Below are 22,025 nucleotides of genomic sequence, written 5' to 3' on the forward strand. Positions count from 1 at the left end.
GACCTCGGCGGGGGCGGGAACTCATCGCCGCGGGGGCTGCGCTCGTCGCCGGGTCGACCCGCGAGGACGGCTCCACCTGCGGGATCAGCCCGCGCCGACGATGGGGTCGACGGCCTGTTCCAGCAGGCTCCGACGATAGGCCTCGAGAGCGACGAGATCGCCGAAGACCGCGTTGTAGCCGTCGGGATCGTCGCTGGGCGCCATCCGGCGCAGTCGCGACTTGATGTCGGCGATCTGCGTGCCCACCCACACCTCCTGCAGCCGCGCCAGCACGCTGGAGATGTAGCGGGCGATGTTGTCCTCGTCGACCGGCATCGATTCGACGGCGAGCTCGGTCACGAGCGGGTCGATGATCGGATCGTCCACGGCATTGCGAACGGCGTCGACCCACGCGGCGCCACCGAGACCGGCCGATGTCCCGCCGAGGCCGGTCATCGCCTGGCGGATGATCGCGTACGCCGGCTCGTTGAAGCACTCGACGGGCAGCGAGTCGAACACCGTGCCGGCGATCGCCGGATACTGCAGCGCCGCCTTCAGCGCCTCCCGCTGCGGCCACAGCCGCGGGTCATTGGGCTGGGGGCGGGCCGACGTCGGCGCGGACTCCGCCTCCGGCCGGTTGCGAGCACCGCGACCGCTCCCCCGACTGCTGGAGTTGCTGACGCCCTGCGCCTTCCGGATTCTGGCGCCCTCCTCGCGCACGCGCCCGAGAACCTGGGAGACCTCTTCCCACCCGACCCAGCCCGCGAGCTGCCGCGCGTACTCGTCGCGCAGTGCGATGTCCTTGATCCGGGCGACCACCGGCACGGTGTCGCGCAAGGCGTGCACGCGACCTTCGGCGGTGTCGAGGTCATGTCCGGCGAGCAGCGCCTTGATCGCGAACTCGAACATCGGCACCCGGCGCGCGATCAGGTCGCGGACGGCCGCGTCCCCCTTCTCCTGGCGCAGTTCGCAGGGGTCCATGCCGTCGGGTGCGATCGCCACGAAGGTCTGTCCCGAGATCGACTGTTCCCCCTCGAATGCCTTGAGGGCAGCCGCTTTTCCGGCGTCGTCGCCGTCGAAGGTGTAGATGACCTCGCCGCGGAAGTACGAGTCGTCCATCATCAGACGCCGGATCAGTGCCAGGTGATCCTCACCGAAGGCGGTGCCGCACGACGCGACCGCGGTGGTCACGCCGGCCAGATGCATCGCCATCACGTCGGTGTAGCCCTCGACGACCACGACCTGATGCCCCTTGGCGATGCTCTTCTTCGCGTGATCGAGACCGAACAGCACCTGAGACTTCTTGTACAGCATGGTCTCCGGCGTGTTCATGTACTTGCCGAGGTTGTCGTCGTCGAAGAGCTTGCGGGCACCGAAGCCGATGATGTCGCCGGCGAGATTGCGGATCGGCCACAGCAGGCGGCGGTGGAACCGGTCGATCGGACCCTTGCGTCCCTGCTTCGACAGCCCGGCCGCCTCGAGCTCGCTGAACTCGAACCCCTGCGACAGCAGCGCCTTGGTCATCGTGTCCCAGCCGGCAGGCGCGTAGCCACAACCGAATTGGACGGCCGCCACCGCGTCGAAGTCGCGTTCCTTCAGATAGTCGCGCGCCGGTTGCGCCTCCGGTGACTGCAGCGCGGCGGCATAGAACTTCGCGGCAGCCGCGTTGGCCGCCACCAGACGGGCGCGTGTCCCGCGGTCGCGCTTGATGGCGGTGCCGCCGCCCTCGTAGTTGATCTGGTAACCGATCCGGTCGGCGAGCTGCTCGACCGCCTCCACGAAGCTGATGTGTTCCTGCTTCTGCAAGAAGCTGTAGACGTCGCCGCCCTCACCGCAGCCGAAGCAGTGGAAGTGGCCGTGGTTGGGCCGGACGTGGAACGACGGCGATTTCTCGTCGTGGAACGGACACAGCCCCTTGAGGCTGTCGGCACCGGCCCGACGCAGCGCGACGTAATCGCCGACGATGTCCTCGATCCTCGTCTGCTCACGGATCGCCGTGATGTCGCGATCGGGAATTCGGCCTGCCACGCGACCAGTGTAGTGACGCCGGAGAGGCCGCCCGGCCGGGTGCTTCGACGACCCGCTCCCCCGGCGCTAACCCAGGTGCGCTTGCGCCCCCGAATTGTGCTTGTCGGTGCGCTCGAGCCGGCCTTCGGTCATCGACGCGATCTGGTCGACGATGACGCGCATGCGGGCGGCGTCGTCGGACGCGGCGTTCCACCACGGCACGAAAATCGGGTCCAGACCCCCGGGCGCCGCCTCGACGAACCAGTTCGCCACGCGGTGGATGCGTTCCCGCTGACGACGTTGGGTCGCCTTGTGGCGCTCGTTGGAGAAGATGAACCGCAGTGCCAGGGTCTTGAGCATCGACACCTCGGCGGCGATGAGTTCCGGTACCTCGAGGTCGGCGTCGTAGCGCGACACCGGCCGGCCCCCGACCACCTCGCGGGTCCCGGTGATCGCCGCCGACGCGAAGCGCCCGATGAATTCACTGGTCAACCGTTTGAGTGCGACATAGGAGTCGAGAGTTCCGTCGAAGACACCCACCGAACGCACGATGTCCATCCGGTGCAACCGCGCGGCGGCGTCGACGAGCGCCTCGGGATCGAGACCGGGGAACTCCTTGGCGCCGATGTCGGCCAGCGCCCGCTGATCCTGCGGGTCACCGAGCGTCCGCAGATCGATGCGGCCGCCGATCACGCCGTCCTCGAGGTCGTGCACGGAGTACGCGACGTCGTCGGACCAGTCCATGATCTGGGCTTCGACGCATTGCCGGGTCCCGGGCGCATCCCGACGGATCCAGGCGAGCATCCCGGCATCGTCGTCGTAGGCCCCGAACTTCCCGCCCGGGGTACGCCGGGTCCACGGATACTTCAGGGTCGCGTCCAACGAGGCACGGGTGAGATTCAGGCCGGCACTGTGCCCGTCGGCGTCGAGCAGCTTGGGTTCCAGCCTCGTCAGGATTCGGAGGTTCTGGGCGTTGCCCTCGAAACCACCGTGATCCGCGGCCACCTCGTCGAGCGCGCGTTCGCCGTTGTGTCCGTACGGCGGATGCCCGATGTCGTGGGCGAGTCCGGCGAGTTCGACGAGGTCGGGTTCGGCGCCGAGGCCGATGGCGATGCCCCGGCCGATCTGCCCGACCTCGAGCGAATGCGTGAGCCGGGTGCGGGGCGTGTCACCTTCTCGCGGACCGACGACCTGTGTCTTGTCGGCCAGCCGGCGAAGCGCCGCGGAGTGCAGGACCCGCGCCCGATCTCGGGCGAAGTCGCTCCGATGATCGGTCCGCGTGCCGGGCAGGCTCGCGACCTTGGCTCCCTCGGGAACGAATCGCTCGACGGCTTCGTCGCCGTACGCGGCCACCGCCGGGAGAACATGACCGACGGTCTCGGGCCCCTGGCGGGTGTCAGTCAAGCACCCAGCCCCGGGCGACGGCGAAGTCGGTGACGCGCTGCCGGATCGCCACGATCTGGCGTGCGGTGAGGGCGCCGTCGGCGTCGAGCAGCAGTTCGGTCAGCTCCTCGGTGAACGCGGCGGAGTCCAGCGAGCCGCCACCGCGCGGCCGACGGCTGCCGCGGTCGTCGTGGCGTCCGCGGTCGCCCCGATCACCGCGGTCGCCCCGATCTCGGCCGTGATGCTCGTCTCGGCGGTGAGCCCGGGCGCCCGCGGCGTCGTCGGCGGGTGCGGCCTCGGTCACCGCGACGTTGATCGCCTTGGAACCCCGATCGGTCTCCTCGACGTCGAAAGACACCTTCGCGCCGGGCTTCAACGAGTTCTCATCGATGTCGATGTCGTTGATGTGGAGGAACACATCGGCGCCGCCCGACTCCGGCGCCAAGAACCCGAATCCCCGATTCGCGTCGTAATGAACGACTTTCCCGCTGACAGACACGACTCCACTCACTCTCTCGTCACGCGCACGACGGACCCCATGCCCTACTCCACGCGACAACTCGCCATCAAGTGTGACAGACATCCGCAGGTCAGGCGGAATCGTGGGCGTACGTCCCGAGGCGCCGCGACAGTTCTCAGGCGCCGAGCAGCTTGCCACCGAGATACTCGGCGACCTTGTCGAGCGCGACCCGCTCCTGACTCATGGTGTCCCGTTCGCGCACCGTGACGGCCTGGTCGTCGAGGGTGTCGAAGTCGACGGTCACGCAGAACGGGGTGCCGATCTCGTCCTGTCGGCGGTAGCGCTTGCCGATGCCCTGCGCGTCGTCGAACTCGACGTTCCAGTGCTTGCGGAGTTCGGCGGCGAGGTCGCGGGCCTTCGGCGAGAGCTTCTCGTTGCGCGACAGCGGCAGCACGGCGACCTTGATCGGTGCCAGCCGCCGGTCGAGCCGCAGGACGGTGCGAGTGTCGGTGCCGCCCTTCGCGTTCGGCACCTCTTCCTCGGTGTAGGCGTCGCACAGGAACGCCATCAGCGAGCGGGTCAGGCCGGCAGCCGGTTCGATGACGAACGGGGTGTAGCGCTCGCCCGATGCCTGATCGAAGAACGACAGGTCCTCGCCCGAGTGCTTGCTGTGCGTCGACAGGTCGTAGTCGGTGCGGTTGGCGACACCTTCGAGTTCGCCCCACGGGTTACCGGTGAAGCCGAACTTGTACTCGACGTCCACGGTCCGCTTGGAGTAGTGCGACAACTTCTCCTTGGGGTGGTCGTAGAGCCGCAGGTTCTCCGGATCGATGCCCAGGTTCACGTACCAGTCGAACCGCTGGTCGATCCAGTACTGGTGCCATTCCTCGTCCTCGCCCGGCTTGACGAAGAACTCCATCTCCATCTGCTCGAACTCGCGGGTCCGGAAGATGAAGTTGCCGGGGGTGATCTCGTTGCGGAAGCTCTTGCCGATCTGCGCGATGCCGAACGGCGGCTTCTTGCGCGCGGTGGTCATCACGTTCTTGAAGTTCACGAAGATGCCCTGGGCGGTTTCGGGACGCAGGTAGTGCAGGCCCTCCTCGTCGTCGACGGGACCGAGGAACGTCTTCATCAGACCGCTGAAGGCCTTGGGCTCGGTCCAGTTGCCGGGCTGCCCGGTCTCCGGGTCGTTGATGTCGGCCAGGCCGTTGGCCGGCGGATGCCCGTGCTTGGCCTCGTAGGCCTCGATGAGGTGGTCGGCGCGGTAGCGCTTGTGGGTGTGCAGCGACTCGACGAGGGGGTCGGTGAACACCTCGACGTGGCCGGAGGCCTCCCAGACCTGGCGCGGCAGGATGACCGACGAATCGAGACCCACGACGTCCTCGCGGCTGATAACCATCGTGCGCCACCACTGCCGCTTGATGTTCTCCTTGAGTTCGACGCCGAGCGGGCCGTAATCCCAGGCCGACTTGGTACCGCCGTAGATCTCACCGCACTGGTAGACCAGGCCCCGACGCTTGGCGAGGTTGACGACGGATTCCACATTGGACTGGGCGGCCACGGTTAACTGCTCTCCACGGGTTGAGGTGTTCGGCTGGGACGGTCGTGCTGATGCTCGGTGCTCGGCGTGCATCCACGAGATGCAGGCGGCAACCCGTACAGACTACCGAGCAGGTGTCCTGTTTCCCGAAAGCACCGGCAACTCCGGTCGTCGCCGCGAACCGTTGGGCGCACGCCGGCGTTCCGGAACTGCCACAGTGGCAGGGTGATCGTTCGAGTACGACGACGCGTCGGCGTCCCTGTTCCGGCGCGGCATGGCCGGCCGACGTTCCTGGCAGCGGCACTGGCACTGGTACTCGTCGCGGGGTGCGCGGACGAACAGCCCACAGAGGTCGATCGGCCCTCCTCGGCGCCGGTGTCGACCCCCTCGCCCGCACCCCCGGTCGCCGAGGTCACCCCGAACGCGCTGGGCGAGGCGGTCACCATCGAGAACGTGATGGCCCACGTCCGCGCCTTCCAGCAGATCGCCGACAACAACGGCGGCAACCGCGCAGCCGGCACATCCGGGTATGACGCATCGCTCGACTACGTCGCCGGGCTGCTCCACACGGCGGGCTTCGACGTGACCACGACGCCGGTCGACTACGAGCGCTTCGACGCCGGGCCGGTGAGCCTGACGGCCGACGACCTGAAGGTCGCGACGCGCATCGTCGAGTACTCGGCAGGCACGGGTGACACCCCGGTCACCGCCGCGCCCGTGACCGTCGACGGGCTCGGATGCGCGAGCACCGACTTCCCGGGGGCGGTGCGCGGGTCGGTCGCCGTGATCTCGCGCGGCACCTGCACCTTCGCCGACAAGGCACGTAACGCGCAGTCCGCCGGTGCGGTCGGGGCGATCATGGTCAACAACGAACCCGGCCCGCTCACGGGCGCCACGCTCGGGCCGGATGACCGCCCCACGATCCCCGTCCTCGGCGTCTCCGCCGACGACGCCGAGCGGGTGCGGTCGGCTGGATCGGTGACGCTCTCGGTCGAGGCGGAGACCACCGGCATCCGCACGCGCAACCTGATCGCCGAGACCCGGACGGGCACCGCCGACGACGTCGTGATGGCCGGCGCGCACCTCGACAGCGTCGTCGAAGGGCCCGGCATCAACGACAACGCGAGCGGCAGCGCGGCTGTCCTCGAGACCGCGCTGCGGCTCGGCTCGTCCCCACGCGTTGCGCACCGGGTGCGGTTCGCGTTCTGGGGCGCCGAAGAGGACGGCCTGGTGGGTTCCTCGGAGTACGTCCGGGGACTCGACCCGGCCGGCCGCGCGGCGGTCGCCCTGTACTTGAACTTCGACATGCTCGCGTCGCCCAACGGCGGTTACTTCACCTACGACGGGGACGATTCCGAACGCGAGGGAGCCGGCCCCGGCCCGGACGGCTCCGGGGGCATCGAGCGGACCTTCGAGAAGTTCTACGCCGATCGGGGCATCCCCCTCGCACCCGACGACTTCGACGGCCGCTCCGACTACGGTCCGTTCATCGCGGTGGGCATCCCCTCCGGCGGGGTGTTCACCGGCGCGGAGACCGAGAAGAACGAGGCGCAGGCCGAGCTGTGGGGCGGCCGCGCGGGAGAGCCCTTCGACCCCGACTATCACACGGCGCGCGACACCCTCGACAACATCGACACCGACCTCCTGGCCGTCAACTCCTCCGCGGTCGCGTTCGCGGTGGCGACGTACGCGCTGTCGACCGCGGGCGCGGACGGGGTTCCCCCCGTCGCCGACCGCCGTCGCGCGAACGGCGGCTGACCAGCCACGCGACCCGGGCATGGATTGAAAACCATTTCCGTTAGAATGGTCGGATCAGTGGCGCGAGCCAGGCGAGAGGAGCGCGATGTCGACCCAACCGTTGGACGGGCCCGACCCCGTCGAGGCGGCCGATGCCGCGGCCCGGGAAGCCGCCGCCGACCTCCTGCGTGCCCTCGCCTCCCCCACCCGCGTCGCGATCGTGCTGTCCCTGCGCGAGCGGGTGCAGTGCGTCCATGAACTCGTCGGGCACCTGGGTCTGAGTCAGCCGCTGGTCAGTCAGCACCTGCGTGTCCTCAAGGACGCCGGCGTGGTCCGCGGCCAGCGCAACGGCCGCGAGATCACCTACGAACTGCTCGACGATCACGTCGCCCACATCGTCGGCGACGCCCTGATCCACGCGAACGAGACCCACGACGGCCGCGCAGTGCCGACCGACGCCTCCCGGGCGGTGAACGAATGAGCGGGGTCGCCTCCGGACCGCAGCCGGTCACCGGCATCCGGTCGACGCGCCAGCGGGCCGCGATCGCCGACGCCCTGGCCGGCACCGAGGACTTCTGTTCCGCCCAGGAGTTGCACGAGATACTCAAGGCCCGCGGTGAATCGATCGGCCTGACGACGGTCTACCGCAATCTCCAGGCGCTGAGCCAGGCCGGCCAGATCGATGTGCTGTGGGACGGTTCCGGTGAGACGCGCTACCGCCATTGTTCGTCGGGACACCACCATCACCTCGTGTGCCGCGAATGCGGAACCACCGTCGAGGTCCAGGCCGAGCCGGTCGAGCGATGGGCCGCGAAGATCGCTGCGCAGCACGGCTTCACCGACATCAACCACACCGTCGAGGTCTTCGGCCGCTGCGGTGATTGCCGGGTCGCCGAGAGCGACTGAGCAGGGAGCGGAGGGGCGGTCGCGTCAGGCGGAAGCCGGACCCATCAGCCGCTCGGCGGCGTCGACCCCGGCGGCGAGCACGATGTGCAACACCGTCAGCAGTGGTACGTCGTCGAGCTGGCTTGCCGGAAACGTGTAGTACTGCAACACATCCGTGGTGACCCCGGCACGATCGGAGCGTCGGAGGCTGCCGAAACTGAGCTGGGCTGCGCACGCCTCGACATCGTCGCGCAGGCTCGGCGTGTTGGGCAGGTCCATCGCGACCATCTGAGTCATGGCCAGCACGTCGAGGCCGTCGGCCAGCGTGAGTACGCGGATCGATGCGCGCGTCGGACCGACCTGTACCACCAGCGAATCGGCGTCGGGACGGTCGACGGGCCCGAGTTCGGCGACGATCTCGGCCGTCCGGTCGAGGAGCGTGGCGGCATCGGTCACGACGGCTTCACCCCGCCGAAACGCCGGTCGCGCGAAGCATATTCGAGGCAGGCGGCCCACAGGTCACGGCGGTCGAAGTCCGGAAAGAGCTTCTCCTGGTAGACCATCTCCGCGTACGCCGACTGCCACAGCAGGAAATTCGAGATGCGCTGCTCCCCCGAGGGACGCAGGAAGAGGTCGACGTCGGGCATGTCCGGCTCGTCGAGGTATCGCGCGAACGTCGACTCCGAGATCCGCTCGGGATCGATCTCTCCCCGGGCCGCCCGGCGGGCGATCTCCCGTGCGGCGTCGGCGATCTCGGCGCGGCCGCCGTAGTTGACGCACATCGTCAGCGTCATCGCGGTGTTGTCCCTGGTCATCTCCTCGGCGATCTCGAGTTCACGGATCACGCTGCGCCACAAGCGCGGCCGGCGTCCGGCCCACCGCACGCGGACACCCATCTCGTGCATCTCGTCGCGCCGCCGACGGATGACGTCGCGATTGAAGCCCATGAGGAACCGCACCTCGTCGGGGCTGCGGGACCAGTTCTCGGTGGAGAAGGCGTAGGCCGACAACCAGCCCACACCCAATTCGATACAGCCGCACACGGTGTCCATCAGCACGGCCTCGCCGCGCTTGTGTCCTTCGGTGCGCGGGAGTCCGCGATCGGTGGCCCAGCGGCCGTTGCCGTCCATCACCAGTGCCACGTGCTTGGGTACGAACTCGGCGGGGATGGCCGGCGGGCGCGCGCCGCTCGGGTGCGGGTCGGGCGGCCGAACGTCGCCACGGGGGCTCGCGGACTTCCGCCCTCTCGCGGAACTACCCGGCCGCAACGCCATCGTCGACTCTCCTCACACCCACGTCCACACCTGTGTCCATCAGCCTATGAGGCGCGGTGCGCTCGATCAGAGGCAGGGTTCGGAGCTGCCGTTCGAGATGCCACTGCAGGTGCGCGGCGGTGAGCCCGCTGGCCTGACGGCGCAGCGACGGCGTCGAGTCGGTCACGTGATCCCACTGACCGCGGAACAACGCGTCCATGAGGTCGAGCACGCCGGGCGACGGTGTCGCCGAACCCGGCGGGCGACAGGGCAGGCACACTGCACCACCCGCGGCGACGTGGAAGGCGCGATGCGGCCCCGGCGTCGCGCATCGTGCGCACTCCTCCAGGGCCGGCATCCAGCCCGCGCTGTACATGGCGCGCAGCAGATAGGCATCGAGGATCAGTTCACGCGGTCGTCGGTCGTCGGCCAGCGCCTCCAGCGCCCCCACCGTCAGCCGGTGCAGCTGGCGGGTGGGAGCGCGCTCTTCGCCCGCCAGACGCTCCGCGGTCTCGAGGACCGCGCAGGCCGTCGTGTAGCGCCCGTAATCGGCGACGATGCGATCGGCGAAGGCGTGCAGGCTGTGCACCTGGGTGACCACGTCGAGGCTGCGCCCCGGATACAGATGTACATCGATGTGGGCGAAGGGTTCGAGCCGGGCGCCGAACTTCGAGCGGGTCCGCCGGACGCCCTTGGCGACCGCGCGCACGAGGCCGTGTTCGGCGGTGAGCAGCGTGATGATGCGGTCGGCTTCGCCCAGCTTGTGCTGGCGCAACACGACGGCCTCATCCCGGTAGAACCTCACCCGGGCATTCTCCCACCGGGCACCGACACGCGCGCCCCCGACATGCCACAAACAGATGGTCGAGGAGACTGCAGTCCTACCCCGGATCGATGTCGAAGGAGTTCAGCGGCCGGAGCAGCGACCGCTTCTTCTCCACGTGACCGCCCATCCGGTCCAGGATGGACGTCAGTGCCTCGATCGCCTCGACGATGTACGGCCCCTTGTTGAGCATCACGCCCTCCGCGCGGCGGCTCATCGCCGCATCGGTGACCTCCGCACGAGACGGAACGCCCGTCTTCGCCAGCCCGTCGAGCACCTGCGTCGCCCAGATGACCGGGACATGTGCGGCCTCGCACAGCCACAGGATCTCCTCCTGTACCTCGGCGAGCCGACCGAACCCGACCTCGACGGCCAGGTCGCCGCGGGCGATCATCACCCCGACCGCATCCCAGCGCATCGCCTCGAGCAGCATCTGCGGCAGCGACTCGAAGGCCGCCCGGGTCTCGATCTTCAGCACGATCCCCACGTCCGGTGCGCCCCGACGACCCAGCTCGTCGATCAGGTCGGCCACGTCCTCCGGCGACCGGACAAAGGAGCAGTTCACCATGTCGGCGCGCGCTGCCACGAACTCCAGGTCTCGCCGGTCGGCCGCCGTGAGCGCCGGGATGTGCAGCGTCGTGTCCGGTAGGTTGATCCCCTTCTCGGCCCGGAGTTTGGTTCCACCCGGACCGGCGCGCTCGACGTCGACCACGATCTCGTCGCCGAGCTTCTCCCGGACGCGCCCGGCGATCTTGCCGTCGTCGAACAGCACCCGATGGCCCGGCATCACATCGTCGAAGGCCTCCCCGAGTTCGCAACCGATCCGATGGGGCCCGGTGCGAGTCGCCGGAGCCGGGGTGAGGTCGCGCTGTAACCGGATCTCGTCGCCGGTGCGCACCAGCAGGTGCTGGCGCTTCTCCGGCAGTTCGTCGACGACGAGACTGCGCCGGGAGCGGGCCGCATCCCGACTGGCGTCCTCGGAACCCGCCACGCCGATCGGCATGCCCGTCTCGTAGTAGACGGTCCGATCGGTCTCTGCGTCGATACCCGCCTCGGAGACCGAGACCACCTCGAGACGTCGCCGGCGACCGCGGGCGTCACGCAGGACCAGCTGGTCTCTCTGGACGGCGTCGACGAGTGCGCGCACCGGGATGACCGCGTCGATCCCGTCGGGCAATCGTGCCCCGGGGTCGAGCGGCGTCGTACCGAGCCGCACCCGTGACCGTCGTTCGACCGTGCCGTTGTCGGCGCGGACGGGTTTCACCTTGATCACCTTCGGCCCCGGTTCGAGCGGTCCGGTGCGCAATTTCGGTCCGGCGAGGTCCATGGCCACCCGCACCCGGCCCGGCAGGGACCGGACGGACTCGATCATCCGTGACCACTCGGTCGGACCGTCGTGCGCGCAGTTCACCCGCGCGACGTCCATCCCGGCTGCACCCATGGCGCGGACCAGGTCCGGATCGTCGGCGGCCTGGGTCGGCATCGTGACCATCACGCGGGTGGCCCGCTCGCCGTGCTCGTCCCGGGGTCCGTCGGCGGTCGCGTCGTCGCCACCACCGGGGTGTACGCGCCCGAGGAGCCGATCGCGATTGCGGGTCAGGGTTCGCACACCCCCGGCGAGATCACCCCAGATCGGATGCCGGGTACGGCCCTCGGCGAGCGCGTCCACGGTCTCGATGACCGTCTCGATCCACGAGTAGACGATCGACTCCATCCGGCCGAGACTCGACAGACCGTGCGCGGACATCGATTCCTGCAGCGGACGAAGGTCGCGGCGTCGGACCGCGACGTAGTGCACGAGGTTGCGGGCGCTGTGCCGGTGCTGATCGGCCACGGCGGCGATGAGCGACTCGGCCTGTAGCTCCGCGCGGTCGAGGTCGTCCCGCAGCTCGTGCAGAGCCGTGGACAGTTCGGGGATCGACATGACGACGGGGATACCCATCCCGCCACGGTGTCAGACCCAGGTGAACGGTCGGGGCGGCGCGACCACGTCTCAGCCGGCGTTGACGATCTTGTCGAGCTTCGGCGGGAGAGTCATCCCACCCGGATACCGGTGCCAGCCCTTCCGGTCGTAGTACTTGGTGCCGAGCAGACCGAGAAGCACACCGACGAGCAGACCGATGAAACACTGGATGATCGACCGGCCGAGGCCTGCCGACAAGTCGGCGTCGAAGTACAAGACCGCGCGCACACCCAGATAGATCACATGCATCGGCTCGATCGCGGCGACCCATTCGAAGAATCGCGGACTCGCCTCGAGTGGGAGGGTGCCGCCGGACGACGGCAATCCGAACACCACGAAGAACAGCAGGTTGAACAGCAGACCGGCGTTGCCGAACACCGCCATCATCGCGCTCGCACTCACCCCGACCGCGAAGATGCCGAGCACCGACAGCATCCAGAGCACGAATCCGTTCGGAATCGATGTCCCGACCATCGCGCCGACGGCGATGAACAATGTCGACAGCACCACCGCGACGAGGAACATGATCGTCCACTTCGCCGCGAGGGTCGCCCACCGGCTGATCGCGAGCCGCTCGCGCAGCTGATAGAACGGCCCGTATTCGACGGGCGTCTGGCCGAGCATGCCGTCGACGACGATGCTGACCATCATCGCCCCGGTGAACCCCGCCAGGACGAGGAGCAGGGTCAGATAGAACGCCGACAGACCGTTGCCCGCGCCGTTGGGAAGCGGCGTCGGTTCGGAGACCTCGACGGCCACCGGGCTCGCGAGCGCGAGCTGTGCCGCACCGGTGAAGGTGATGTCGTTGCGGTCGAGCTGGGTGCGGACCTGCTCGGTCAGCTGTGCACCGACCTGATCGTTGACGCGCGTCCGCACCTGGTCGGCGAGGGTCGTGGTGATCGACGACGCGAACGCACCGGAACCCCGGTTGATGAAGATGTCGATGGTCGGTTTCGCCGGTTCGGCGGTGAGGACCGTGGACCGGCCCAGTGCGACAGCCCGATTGGTGAAGTTCGACCCGACGACGATGACGCCGTAGACCTTGCCGCTGTTCAGCTCGGAGAGGGCGGTCGACCGGTCGGTTCGGCGCACGACGATCCCGTTCTCCGCCGCCGAGGAGATGATGCCCTCGGCGACCTGCTCGCCGAAGTTCTGCTTCGTGGACTGTCCGTCGGCATCCTGCACCTCACCGCCGGCGTCCTCCTGCACCAGCGCGACCGGGAAGTCGTGGAGGTGGCGCTGCGGATCGACGACCGCCGCCATGTACAGCGCGGCCATCAGCGAGAACATCACCGCCACCAGCGCGAGCGGTGCGAGCCAGAATCGGGGCGACCCGAGCACTCCCGCGATCGTGCGTCCCGTCGGCTGGTCGGCATCCGGCGCTTCGTGCGCGCCCTTGCCGAGTGCGTCTCCCGGCTGCTCCGGCGACTCGTGCGTTCCCATCGGCGTACCTCCCCGCAGGCCGCCCCCGTCGGCGTCAGGCCGCCGGGAACACGCTGCTAGAAACCCAATCGACGCAGCTGTTTGGGGTCGCGTTGCCAGTCCTTGGCGACCTTCACATGCAGATCCAGGTACACCTTGGTCCCCAGCAGCCGCTCGATCTGTGCGCGGGCAACTGTACCCACCTCTTTCAGACGCGCGCCCTTGCGTCCGATGATGATGCCCTTCTGGCTGTCACGCTCGACGAACAGCACGGCGTGGACGTCGACCATCGGCGGCAGCTCGGGATCCCGGTCCTCCCGGTCGATGACCTCTTCGATAACGACGGCCAGCGAGTGCGGCAGCTCGTCGTGCACCCCCTCGAGTGCGGCTTCGCGGATGAACTCCGCCATCAGCACCTGCTCGGGTTCGTCGGTGAGTTCACCGTCCGGATAGAAGGCGGGCCCCTCCTCCATGAGGCCGACGAGCACGTCGGACAGCACGTCGAGCTGCTTGCCCGACTTCGCCGACACCGGGACCACCTCCGACTCCGGTCCGAGGACCTCGGAGAGCGCGAGAAGCTGTTTGGCCACCTGCTCCGGACCGACCCGGTCGATCTTGGTGACCACGCCGACGATCGTCGTGCGGGGTGCCATCTCACGGACCTGCGAGATGATCCAGCGGTCGCCCGGCCCGATCGCCTCGTCGGCGGGAATGCAGACACCGATCACGTCGACCTCGGAGTAGGTGTCGCGGACGAGGTCGTTCAGTCGCTGACCCAGCAGCGTGCGCGGTCGGTGCAGACCCGGGGTGTCGACGAGGATCAACTGGGCGTCCGGCCGGTTGACGATCCCGCGGATGGTGTGGCGGGTGGTCTGCGGACGATTCGAGGTGATCGCGATCTTCTCGCCGACGAGGGCATTGGTGAGCGTGGACTTACCGGTGTTGGGCCGGCCGACGAAACAGACGAAGCCCGAACGGAACTCAGGCATCCGCGCGCCCGATGCGCCGTTGCGGTGCACCCGCGGTGTCGGTCAGGACCGCGTACGCCTCGGGGCTGAGCTCGTGCAGGGTCGCCAGGCCCGGGTCGTCGGACTCACCGTTCACGACGACCGCCGCCTCGAAGGAGCGGGCCCCACTCGAGATCGCGGACGCCACCGCAACCTGCAGCCCGGTGAGGGTCAGGGTGCGGGTGCGCACATCGGCTCCGGCATAGGTGCGGCCGTCGCCGTCCCGGACCGCGGCACCCGACGGCGCCTCGGCGCGCGCCAGCGCGCCCCGGGCGAGCACCACGAGCTTGCGATCCTCGTCGGTGAGGGTCTCGGTCACTGATTCATCCTTGCTCTCGGGTCGTCTGCACTGTCGCGATCGGCGGCGTCGCCCTCCGGGGCGTCGTCGCCGGTGTCTCTCGCCGCTCGCTCGGCCCGCCGTTCGTCCTCGTGGTCACGGCCCGCGGCCCGTTCAGAACGCCCCGCCGAGCGGCTCGAGTGGCCGCGGTGCTCGTCGCGCCGAGACTCCTCCTCCGCGCCGGGGACCCGGGTGACCAGCACCGTGATGATGCGTTGGCGGCCTTGGCGATTGGGTCCGCCCTCGGCCACCAGCTGCAGTCCGTGCGATTCGACCCGGGCGCCCGGCAACGGCACACGGCCCAATTCCAGGCCGACGAGTCCGCCGACCGTCTCGACCTCCTCCTCGGCGATCTCGACGTCGAACAGCTCGCCGAGGTCTTCGACGGGCAGTCGTGCCGACACCCGATAGGACCCGTCGCCGAGGTCGTCGACCGGGGCGAGCTCGTCGGTGTCGTACTCATCGGTGATCTCGCCGACGATCTCCTCGAGAACGTCCTCGATGGTCACCAATCCGGCGATGCCGCCGTACTCGTCGACGAGCATCGCCATGTGGTTGCGCTCGCGCTGCATGTCGGCGAGGACCCGGTCGAGCGGTTTGGAATCGGGGATGAACTCGGCGTCACGCATCACGTCCACGACTCGGAGCGTCGAGGGGTCGATGCGCTGGGCGACCGTACGGGCCACCAGGTCCTTGAGATACACGATGCCCAGGACGTCGTCGGTGTTCTCACCGATCACCGGGATCCGCGAATGTCCGGACCGCGTCGCGAGACTCGTGGCCTGCAGCGCAGTCTTGTCGGCCTCGATCCACACCATCTCCGGGCGCGGGACCATCACCTCGCGGGCGCTGGTGTCACCGAGGTCGAACACCGACTGGATCATGCGGCGCTCGTCGGCAGCGACCACACCCGACGCCTCGGCGAGGTCGACGACCTCACGCAGCTCGACCTCGGTCGCGAACGGACCGTTGCGGAACCCGCGACCCGGGGTCAGGGCGTTGCCGATCAGGATCAGCAGACGGGTCAGCGGTTTGAGCAGCACTCCCAGCGCGAACAGCAGGTACGACGATGCCAGCGCGATCGTGTAGGCGTGTTGCCGGCCCAGGGTGCGGGGGCCGACGCCGACCGCGACATACGAGACGACGGTCATCGCGGCGATGGCGACCGCCAATCCTCCGCCGACGCCGATGAGTTGGGTCGCGGCGACCGCGACGAGCGCGACGGCCGCGGTCTCGCAGACCACGCGGAGCAGCACCACGAGGCCGAGATAGGTCGCGCGTGCGCCCAAGATGTCCGCCAGGCGGCGCGCACCCGCGCGCCCCTCGCGGACCATGTCGTCGACCCGGGCGTTCGACACGGTCGACACCGCGGTGTCCACCGCCGCGAAGATCCCACCGACCCCGATCAACACGACTGCGGCCACGATGAACCAGTAGTCAGAGGTCACCCTCGGTCCTCCTCGGACCGCGTCGGGGCACCGGGGGCCGGCGTTCCGCCCTCGACACCGGTGAATCCGATGTTCGACAGCAGCCGCGAATCACGGTCGGTCTGTCGTTGCTCCTGCGCGCGGCGGTGACGTTCGGCGTAGAACGCGTCGAGGATGCGGTTCTGCAGCCCGAACATCTCGCGCTCCTCCTCCGGTTCGGCGTGGTCGTAGCCGAGCAGGTGGAGTACACCGTGGATGGTCAGCATCGCCAGCTCGTGCTCGAAGGACCGTTTCGCCTCGCGCGCCTGCTTCCGGGCGAAGTCGGGACACAGCACGATGTCACCCAGGATCGCCGGACCCGGGTCGGTGGCGTCCGGCCGTCCGCCGGGCACGAGTTCGTCCATCGGGAAACTCATCACGTCGGTCGGACCGGGCAGGTCCATCCACTGCACGTGCATGTCCGCCATGGTGTCCTCGTCGACGCACAGCACCGACAGCAGCGCCGCGGGATTGACGTCCATCGCGTTCACCGCGAAGCGCGCGGCGTCGATGATCAGCTCGGCGGGAACCTCCACCCCGGATTCGTTCGCGAGTTCGATGCTCATGAGCGACGTCCCTGAGACGCGGCCCGCCGCGCGGCGCGGTTGCCGCCGAGCGCGGTGTTGGGCAGACCTCGCTGCGCCTCCTCGGCCCGTCCGTAGGCGTCGACGATGTCGGCGACCAACCGGTGCCGGACCACGTCCTGGCTGGTGAGCCGCGCGAAGTGGATGTCGTCGATGCCCTCGAGGATCTCCGTCGCCGCCAGCAGCCCGCTCCGGGCACCGCCGGGCAGGTCCATCTGGGTGACGTCGCCGGTGACGACGACCTTGGAACCGAAGCCGAGCCGGGTCAGGAACATCTTCATCTGTTCGCTCGTCGTGTTCTGGGCCTCGTCGAGGATGATGAACGCGTCATTCAGGGTGCGGCCGCGCATGTAGGCCAACGGTGCCACCTCGATGACCCCGGCGGCCATCAGCTTCGGGATCGCGTCCGGGTCCATCATGTCGTGCAGCGCGTCGTACAGCGGACGCAGATACGGGTCGATCTTCTCGCTCAGCGTGCCGGGCAGGAAGCCGAGGCGCTCGCCCGCCTCGACCGCAGGCCGCGTCAAGATGATGCGGTTGACCGACTTGGACTGCAGCGCCTGGACGGCCTTGGCCATCGCGAGGTAGGTCTTGCCGGTACCGGCCGGGCCGACACCGAACACGATGGTGTGGTCGTCGATGGCATCGACGTAGTGCTTCTGGTTGAGCGTCTTCGGCCGGATCGTCTTACCGCGTCGCGACAGGATGTCGAGCGACAGCACGTCGGCAGGCGATTCCTCGGTGCCGTCGGACAACATGGACACGCTGTGCCGGACGAGATCGGGTGTCAGCGGGGTACCCCGGCCGACGAGGTCGACGAGTTCGGCTATGACGCGCTCGGACGCCGCGACCTCGGCGGGTTCACCGGTGAGCGTGACCTGATTGCCGCGAACGTGGATGTCGGCGGGCAGCAGCTGCTCGAGCGTACGCAGGTTGACGTCACTGGCGCCGAGCAGCCCGAACACGACTCCGGGAGAGACTTCGACAGTGGATGTGACCCCAGACCGGCGCGGCTGCGTACGGCTGGATTGCCCGCTCTGGTCGGGGTTGTCGTCACTCACGTATGAAATCACTCCTGGTGTTCTGTTCTGGATGCTGTTCTGTTCTGGCTCGACCCCGGCCCACCGCTACCGCGGCCCGCAGAGGTGTGGTCAGTCTATCGCGGTGCAACAGCCGATCAGCAGGCAATATTTCCGTCAGATCCCCAGCACCCGGATCGTCTGCCGCGTGCACGCGCTTCGCGGGTCGACGAAGGCGTCGTGCCCTTCGCCGGGGACCGCGACGAACTCCGCGGACTGTCCGCGGGCGATCGCGGCGTCGACGTACCGGCGGCTGGACTCGATCGGGATGAGATCGTCGGTGTCGCCGTGTATCGCCACGACGTGGGCGTCGACGACCGGCGCCAGCAGGGGCGAGGCATCTGCGTACCGCCGCGGCGACTCACTGAACGGCCGACCCATGAACGCCCGCACCGACTCTCGGTCGGCGGCTTCGACGGTGTCGAGTACGGCCGCCTGCGCGACGACCGTGGTGATGGTGGTCGTGGCGGTACGTGCGCCGAGTTGTCCGACCGCCCAGACTGCGAGCTGGCCACCGGCCGAGTGCCCGACGACCGCCGTCGAGGAGAAGTCGACGCCGCCCGCCGGGAGCAGGTCACGGACGGACCCGTCGAGGGCGCCGAGTGCATCGATGACATCCCGGCCGGTGTTCGGCCATCCGCCGCCCTCTTCACCGACCCGGCGGTACTCGATGTTCCACACCGCCGCCCCGCGCTCGGCGAGCATGCGGGCGATCGCGGTCTGCGTCGTCGAGCCGAATTCGACCGACCAGGAGCCGCCGTGCACCAAGACCACGAGCCGCGCGGGCGCCGCGGCGTCGAAACCGTCGGCGGGCACGTACAGGTGCCCGAACTGCGAGGGCGCGGAGCCGTATTCGACCTTCGTACGACGCACCGAGCGGCGTCCGACGACACTCATCGCGTCCACCGGCGGGTGAGCACCCCGATCGCGCCGAGCGCCACCGCGGCCGCCGTCGACGTGCGCAGGACCTCGGGACCGAGCACGACCGACTGCGCCCCGAGCGCGGTCAGATCGGCGACCTCACCGGCGTCGAGACCACCCTCCGGCCCGACCACGAGCAGGATCTCGGTGGCGTCGGCGAGTGGCAGCTGCGCGAGTGGCTGCGCGGCCTCCTCGTGCAAGACGGCGACGACCCCGCCCGCGGCCACGACGTCCGCGCAGCGGGCACGGACGTCGATGGTGGTCGCGAGGTCGGTGACCTCCGGGATCCACGGACGCCGGCTCTGCTTCGCGGCCGCCGACGCCGCGGCCCGCCATTTGCCGACGCCCTTGTCCGCCTTGCCCGTCCATCGCGACACGCACCGCAGTGCCTGCCAGGGCACGATGACATCGACGCCTGCCTCGGTGGCGAGGTCGACCGCGAGCTCGGACCGTTCGGATTTCGGCAACGCCTGCACCAGGGTCACCTGCGGGGTGGGGCGCGCCTCGAACGAGAGGTCGTGGACGGTCGCCACCAGCGTGTCCTTGGCGGTGATCTCCCGGATCTCGCAACCGCCCACCGAACCGGCGCCGTCACCGACCAGGATCCGCTCGCCCACACCGAGCCTGGCGACGGTGACCGCGTGCCGGCCCTCGGGCCCACTCAGGGTCACCTCGGCCCCGGGTGCGGGCACGGAGTCCGCCCAGAACAGCGGTGGACTCACCGCGCACCCGCCGCCCGGGAGGGGCACACCCGCCGAGACCTCATCGCCACGGACACGCCGGGTCTACTTCCCGGCGAACGCGTTGCGCAGCCGCGAGAAGAGGCCACCCGGCGCCGCGGCGGCCGAGGTGTTGACCACCTCGATCTCGTCGGCGGCGACCTTGCGGTACTTCTTGAGCGCCTCGGTCTGCGCCGCGTCGAGTCGGGTAGGTACGACGACGTCGAGGTGGACGTGCATGGTGCCGCGCACTCCGGAACTGACGTGCGGCATGCCCTGACCCCGCAGCTTCACGATCTGCCCGGGTTGGGTTCCGGGTGCGACCGTCACCGTGACCGGGTCCCCGAGAATGGTCTCCACCTCGAACTCGGCGCCGAGCGCCGCGTCGGCCATCGGGACCTTGACCGTGCAGTGCAGGTCGTCCTTGTCGCGCAGGAACACCTCGTGGGGACGCTCGGAGACCTCGACGTACAGGTCGCCCGCGGGACCACCGCCCAGACCGACCTCGCCCTGACCGGTGAGACGCACGCGCATGCCGTTCTCGATTCCGGCCGGGATGCGCACGGTCATCGTGCGGCGCGAACGGTAGCGTCCGTCGCCGCCGCACTTGTGGCACGGGTCCGGGATGACCTCGCCGACGCCGTGGCAGGTCGGGCACTCCCGGACGGTCATGACCTGACCGAGGAACGAGCGCTGCACCGACTGGATCTCGCCGGCGCCCTTACAGATGTCGCAGGTCACCGGCTTGCTGTCACCGTTGGTGCCCGAGCCGGTACACACATCGCACAGGATCGCCGTGTCGACGGTGATCTCCTTGGCGACGCCCTTCGCACATTCGGCGAGGTCGAGGGTGAGGTTCACCAGAGCGGGCTCACCCGGCTGCACCCGCGACTTGGGCCCGCGACCCGAACCGAAGCCGCCACCACCGCCGAAGGCGCCGCCGTTGCCGAAGAACGCCTCGAAGACGTCGCCGAATCCCCCGCCACCGCCGCCGAAACCGCCGAAGCCGCCGGCACCCGCGCCGGCCAGCGGGTCGCCGCCGGCGTCGACGATGCGTCGCTTCTCCGGATCGGTCAGCACCTCGTAGGCCGTGCTGACCTCTTTGAACTCGTCTTCCTTGCCCGGGTTGACGTCCGGGTGCAGTTCGCGGGCCTTCTTGCGGTAGGCGCGCTTGAGCTCCTGGTCGCTGGCGCCCTTGGCCACACCCAGGATTTGGTAGTAGTCACGTGCCACGGTCGTAGTGATCCTTCGGTCTCAGTTGGTGCCGGGCGGTGTGCGCTCGCACGACCGCGCAGTACGCGTATGGGGAACCATTCCGCACCGCCGACGACCGGCCGGGTCCTTGCGAGGCCGGCGTCGTCGACGCGGGCGTCATCGTTCGGCGAGCACCTCACCGATGTACTTGGCAACGGCTGCGACCGATGCAATGGTTCCCGGATAGTCCATCCGTGTGGGGCCGAGCACACCGACGCCGCCGAACACGGTTCCCGATGCACCGTACCCCGTCGACACCACCGAGGTACCACGCAGGTTCTCCGTCCGGGTCTCCTCGCCGATCTGCACCGTGACCTGGCCCATGTCCTGCGTCGTCGCGAGGATCTTGAGCACCACCACCTGCTCCTCCAGGGCCTCCAGGACGGTGTCCATGCCGCCGACGACCGGGGTGAAGTCGGCTGCCGAGCGCGCGAGATTCGACGTTCCGCCCAGCACCAGTCGGTCGTCACCGCGTTCGACGAGGGTCTCGACCAAGACGGTCGCGATGTTGAGGACCGCCCCGCGCAGATCCTCGGGCGCAGAGTTGGCGAGTTCGGCGACCGCCGCCGAGGCGGCTTCGAGCCGTTTGCCGTGGAGAGCGGCGGAGAACAGATCGCGCAACCGGGCGATCTCGTCCTCGTCGTGGTCCTCGTTCAGTGCCACCATGCGCTGTTCGACCCGGCCGTTGTCGACGATGACGACCAGCAGCAGACGCGACGGCGAGAGGGTGACGACCTCGAGGTGACGCACGGTCGCGGCCGAGAGCACCGGGTACTGGATGACCGCGACCTGCCGGGTCAGCTGGGCGAGGAGTCGGACCGACCGCCGCAGCACGTCGTCGAGGTCGACGCCGGAGTCGAGCACCGACAGGATGGCGCGACGCTCGGCGGCCGACAGCGGCTTGATCTCGCTGATCCGGTCGACGAACATCCGGTAACCCTTGTCGGTGGGCACCCGGCCGGAGCTGGTGTGCGGCTGGGTGATGTAGCCCTCCGCCTCCAACACCGCCATGTCGTTGCGGACGGTGGCGCTCGACACTCCCAGCTGGTGGCGCTCGACGAGCGCCTTCGAGCCGGTCGGTTCCTGCGTGTCGACGTAGTCGGTCACGATCGCACGCAAGATCTCGAAGCGACGATCATCGGTGGTAGACACGCGGTACACCTCCTGACTCGGATCCCTGCCATACAGTTGGGTGCGTTCCATAGT

General features: G+C 68.9%; 21 protein-coding genes. 3 read left to right on the forward strand and 18 right to left on the reverse strand.

What is annotated here, in order from left to right:
- Positions 1-84: 84 nt before the first annotated feature.
- From dnaG to BCM27_RS16115, 4 genes are all read right to left on the reverse strand, one after another.
- Positions 85-2,007, reverse strand: coding sequence for a DNA primase (gene dnaG / locus BCM27_RS16100; protein WP_004023001.1), 1,923 nt, complete (start codon positions 2,005-2,007; stop codon positions 85-87).
- A 66-nt stretch (positions 2,008-2,073) separates the two neighbouring features.
- Complete coding sequence (locus BCM27_RS16105; RefSeq protein WP_004023002.1) at positions 2,074-3,390, reverse strand: deoxyguanosinetriphosphate triphosphohydrolase; 1,317 nt, start codon at positions 3,388-3,390, stop codon at positions 2,074-2,076.
- A complete protein-coding gene (locus BCM27_RS16110; protein WP_004023003.1) occupies positions 3,383-3,868 on the reverse strand; it encodes a cold-shock protein in 486 nt (161 codons plus the stop codon). Before BCM27_RS16110 ends, BCM27_RS16105 begins: the two co-directional genes overlap by 8 nt.
- A gap of 136 nt (positions 3,869-4,004) precedes the next feature.
- Positions 4,005-5,390 carry a glycine--tRNA ligase gene (locus BCM27_RS16115; protein WP_004023004.1) on the reverse strand — a complete coding sequence of 462 codons (1,386 nt, stop codon included), beginning with the start codon at positions 5,388-5,390 and terminating at the stop codon, positions 4,005-4,007.
- 204 nt (positions 5,391-5,594) lie between these two features.
- On the opposite strand from BCM27_RS16115, the gene BCM27_RS16120 reads away from it, so the two are divergent.
- The 3 genes from BCM27_RS16120 to BCM27_RS16130 all read left to right on the forward strand — a co-directional run bounded on the left by BCM27_RS16120 (position 5,595) and on the right by BCM27_RS16130 (position 8,012).
- Positions 5,595-7,127, forward strand: coding sequence for a M28 family metallopeptidase (locus BCM27_RS16120; protein WP_033203952.1), 1,533 nt, complete (start codon positions 5,595-5,597; stop codon positions 7,125-7,127).
- 85 nt (positions 7,128-7,212) lie between these two features.
- Entirely contained in the window at positions 7,213-7,587 is a 375-nt protein-coding gene (locus BCM27_RS16125; protein ID WP_004023006.1) for an ArsR/SmtB family transcription factor, read from the forward strand.
- Positions 7,584-8,012, forward strand: coding sequence for a Fur family transcriptional regulator (locus tag BCM27_RS16130; RefSeq protein WP_004023007.1), 429 nt, complete (start codon positions 7,584-7,586; stop codon positions 8,010-8,012). Before BCM27_RS16125 ends, BCM27_RS16130 begins: the two co-directional genes overlap by 4 nt.
- Before the next feature lie 24 nt (positions 8,013-8,036).
- Here BCM27_RS16130 and BCM27_RS16135 read toward each other — a convergent pair whose 3' ends face one another.
- From BCM27_RS16135 to hrcA, 14 genes are all read right to left on the reverse strand, one after another.
- Positions 8,037-8,447, reverse strand: coding sequence for a hypothetical protein (locus tag BCM27_RS16135; RefSeq protein ID WP_004023008.1), 411 nt, complete (start codon positions 8,445-8,447; stop codon positions 8,037-8,039).
- Positions 8,444-9,265 (reverse strand): isoprenyl transferase, encoded by an 822-nt coding sequence (locus BCM27_RS16140; protein ID WP_004023009.1) that lies wholly within the window; start codon positions 9,263-9,265, stop codon positions 8,444-8,446. Before BCM27_RS16140 ends, BCM27_RS16135 begins: the two co-directional genes overlap by 4 nt.
- Positions 9,246-10,049, reverse strand: a complete 804-nt coding sequence (gene recO / locus BCM27_RS16145; RefSeq protein ID WP_004023010.1) for a DNA repair protein RecO — start codon at positions 10,047-10,049, stop codon at positions 9,246-9,248. The genes BCM27_RS16140 and recO overlap by 20 nt, the downstream gene beginning before the upstream one ends.
- A gap of 76 nt (positions 10,050-10,125) precedes the next feature.
- Positions 10,126-12,009, reverse strand: coding sequence for a pyruvate kinase (locus BCM27_RS16150; RefSeq protein ID WP_004023012.1), 1,884 nt, complete (start codon positions 12,007-12,009; stop codon positions 10,126-10,128).
- A gap of 51 nt (positions 12,010-12,060) precedes the next feature.
- The gene (locus BCM27_RS16155; protein ID WP_004023014.1) at positions 12,061-13,473 is read right to left on the reverse strand and encodes a YhgE/Pip domain-containing protein; all 1,413 of its coding nucleotides are present in this window, start codon (positions 13,471-13,473) and stop codon (positions 12,061-12,063) included.
- 56 nt (positions 13,474-13,529) lie between these two features.
- Complete coding sequence (era, locus tag BCM27_RS16160) at positions 13,530-14,441, reverse strand: GTPase Era (RefSeq protein ID WP_004023015.1); 912 nt, start codon at positions 14,439-14,441, stop codon at positions 13,530-13,532.
- Positions 14,434-14,778, reverse strand: coding sequence for a cytidine/deoxycytidylate deaminase family protein (locus tag BCM27_RS16165; protein ID WP_004023017.1), 345 nt, complete (start codon positions 14,776-14,778; stop codon positions 14,434-14,436). Before BCM27_RS16165 ends, era begins: the two co-directional genes overlap by 8 nt.
- Complete coding sequence (locus tag BCM27_RS16170) at positions 14,775-16,244, reverse strand: hemolysin family protein (RefSeq protein ID WP_004023018.1); 1,470 nt, start codon at positions 16,242-16,244, stop codon at positions 14,775-14,777. The genes BCM27_RS16165 and BCM27_RS16170 overlap by 4 nt, the downstream gene beginning before the upstream one ends.
- The gene (gene ybeY / locus BCM27_RS16175) at positions 16,241-16,828 is read right to left on the reverse strand and encodes an rRNA maturation RNase YbeY (protein ID WP_004023019.1); all 588 of its coding nucleotides are present in this window, start codon (positions 16,826-16,828) and stop codon (positions 16,241-16,243) included. Before ybeY ends, BCM27_RS16170 begins: the two co-directional genes overlap by 4 nt.
- Positions 16,825-17,907, reverse strand: a complete 1,083-nt coding sequence (locus tag BCM27_RS16180; RefSeq protein ID WP_004023020.1) for a PhoH family protein — start codon at positions 17,905-17,907, stop codon at positions 16,825-16,827. Before BCM27_RS16180 ends, ybeY begins: the two co-directional genes overlap by 4 nt.
- Positions 17,908-18,042: 135 nt before the next feature.
- Entirely contained in the window at positions 18,043-18,822 is a 780-nt protein-coding gene (locus BCM27_RS16185; RefSeq protein ID WP_004023022.1) for an alpha/beta hydrolase family protein, read from the reverse strand.
- Positions 18,819-19,568, reverse strand: coding sequence for a 16S rRNA (uracil(1498)-N(3))-methyltransferase (locus BCM27_RS16190; protein WP_033203953.1), 750 nt, complete (start codon positions 19,566-19,568; stop codon positions 18,819-18,821). Before BCM27_RS16190 ends, BCM27_RS16185 begins: the two co-directional genes overlap by 4 nt.
- Positions 19,569-19,631: 63 nt before the next feature.
- Complete coding sequence (gene dnaJ / locus BCM27_RS16195; protein ID WP_004023024.1) at positions 19,632-20,798, reverse strand: molecular chaperone DnaJ; 1,167 nt, start codon at positions 20,796-20,798, stop codon at positions 19,632-19,634.
- 138 nt (positions 20,799-20,936) lie between these two features.
- Entirely contained in the window at positions 20,937-21,971 is a 1,035-nt protein-coding gene (gene hrcA, locus BCM27_RS16200) for a heat-inducible transcriptional repressor HrcA (RefSeq protein ID WP_068884466.1), read from the reverse strand.
- Between the last annotated feature and the right edge of the window lie 54 nt (positions 21,972-22,025).

This window comes from Gordonia terrae (assembly GCF_001698225.1).
Lineage (GTDB): Bacteria > Actinomycetota > Actinomycetes > Mycobacteriales > Mycobacteriaceae > Gordonia > Gordonia terrae.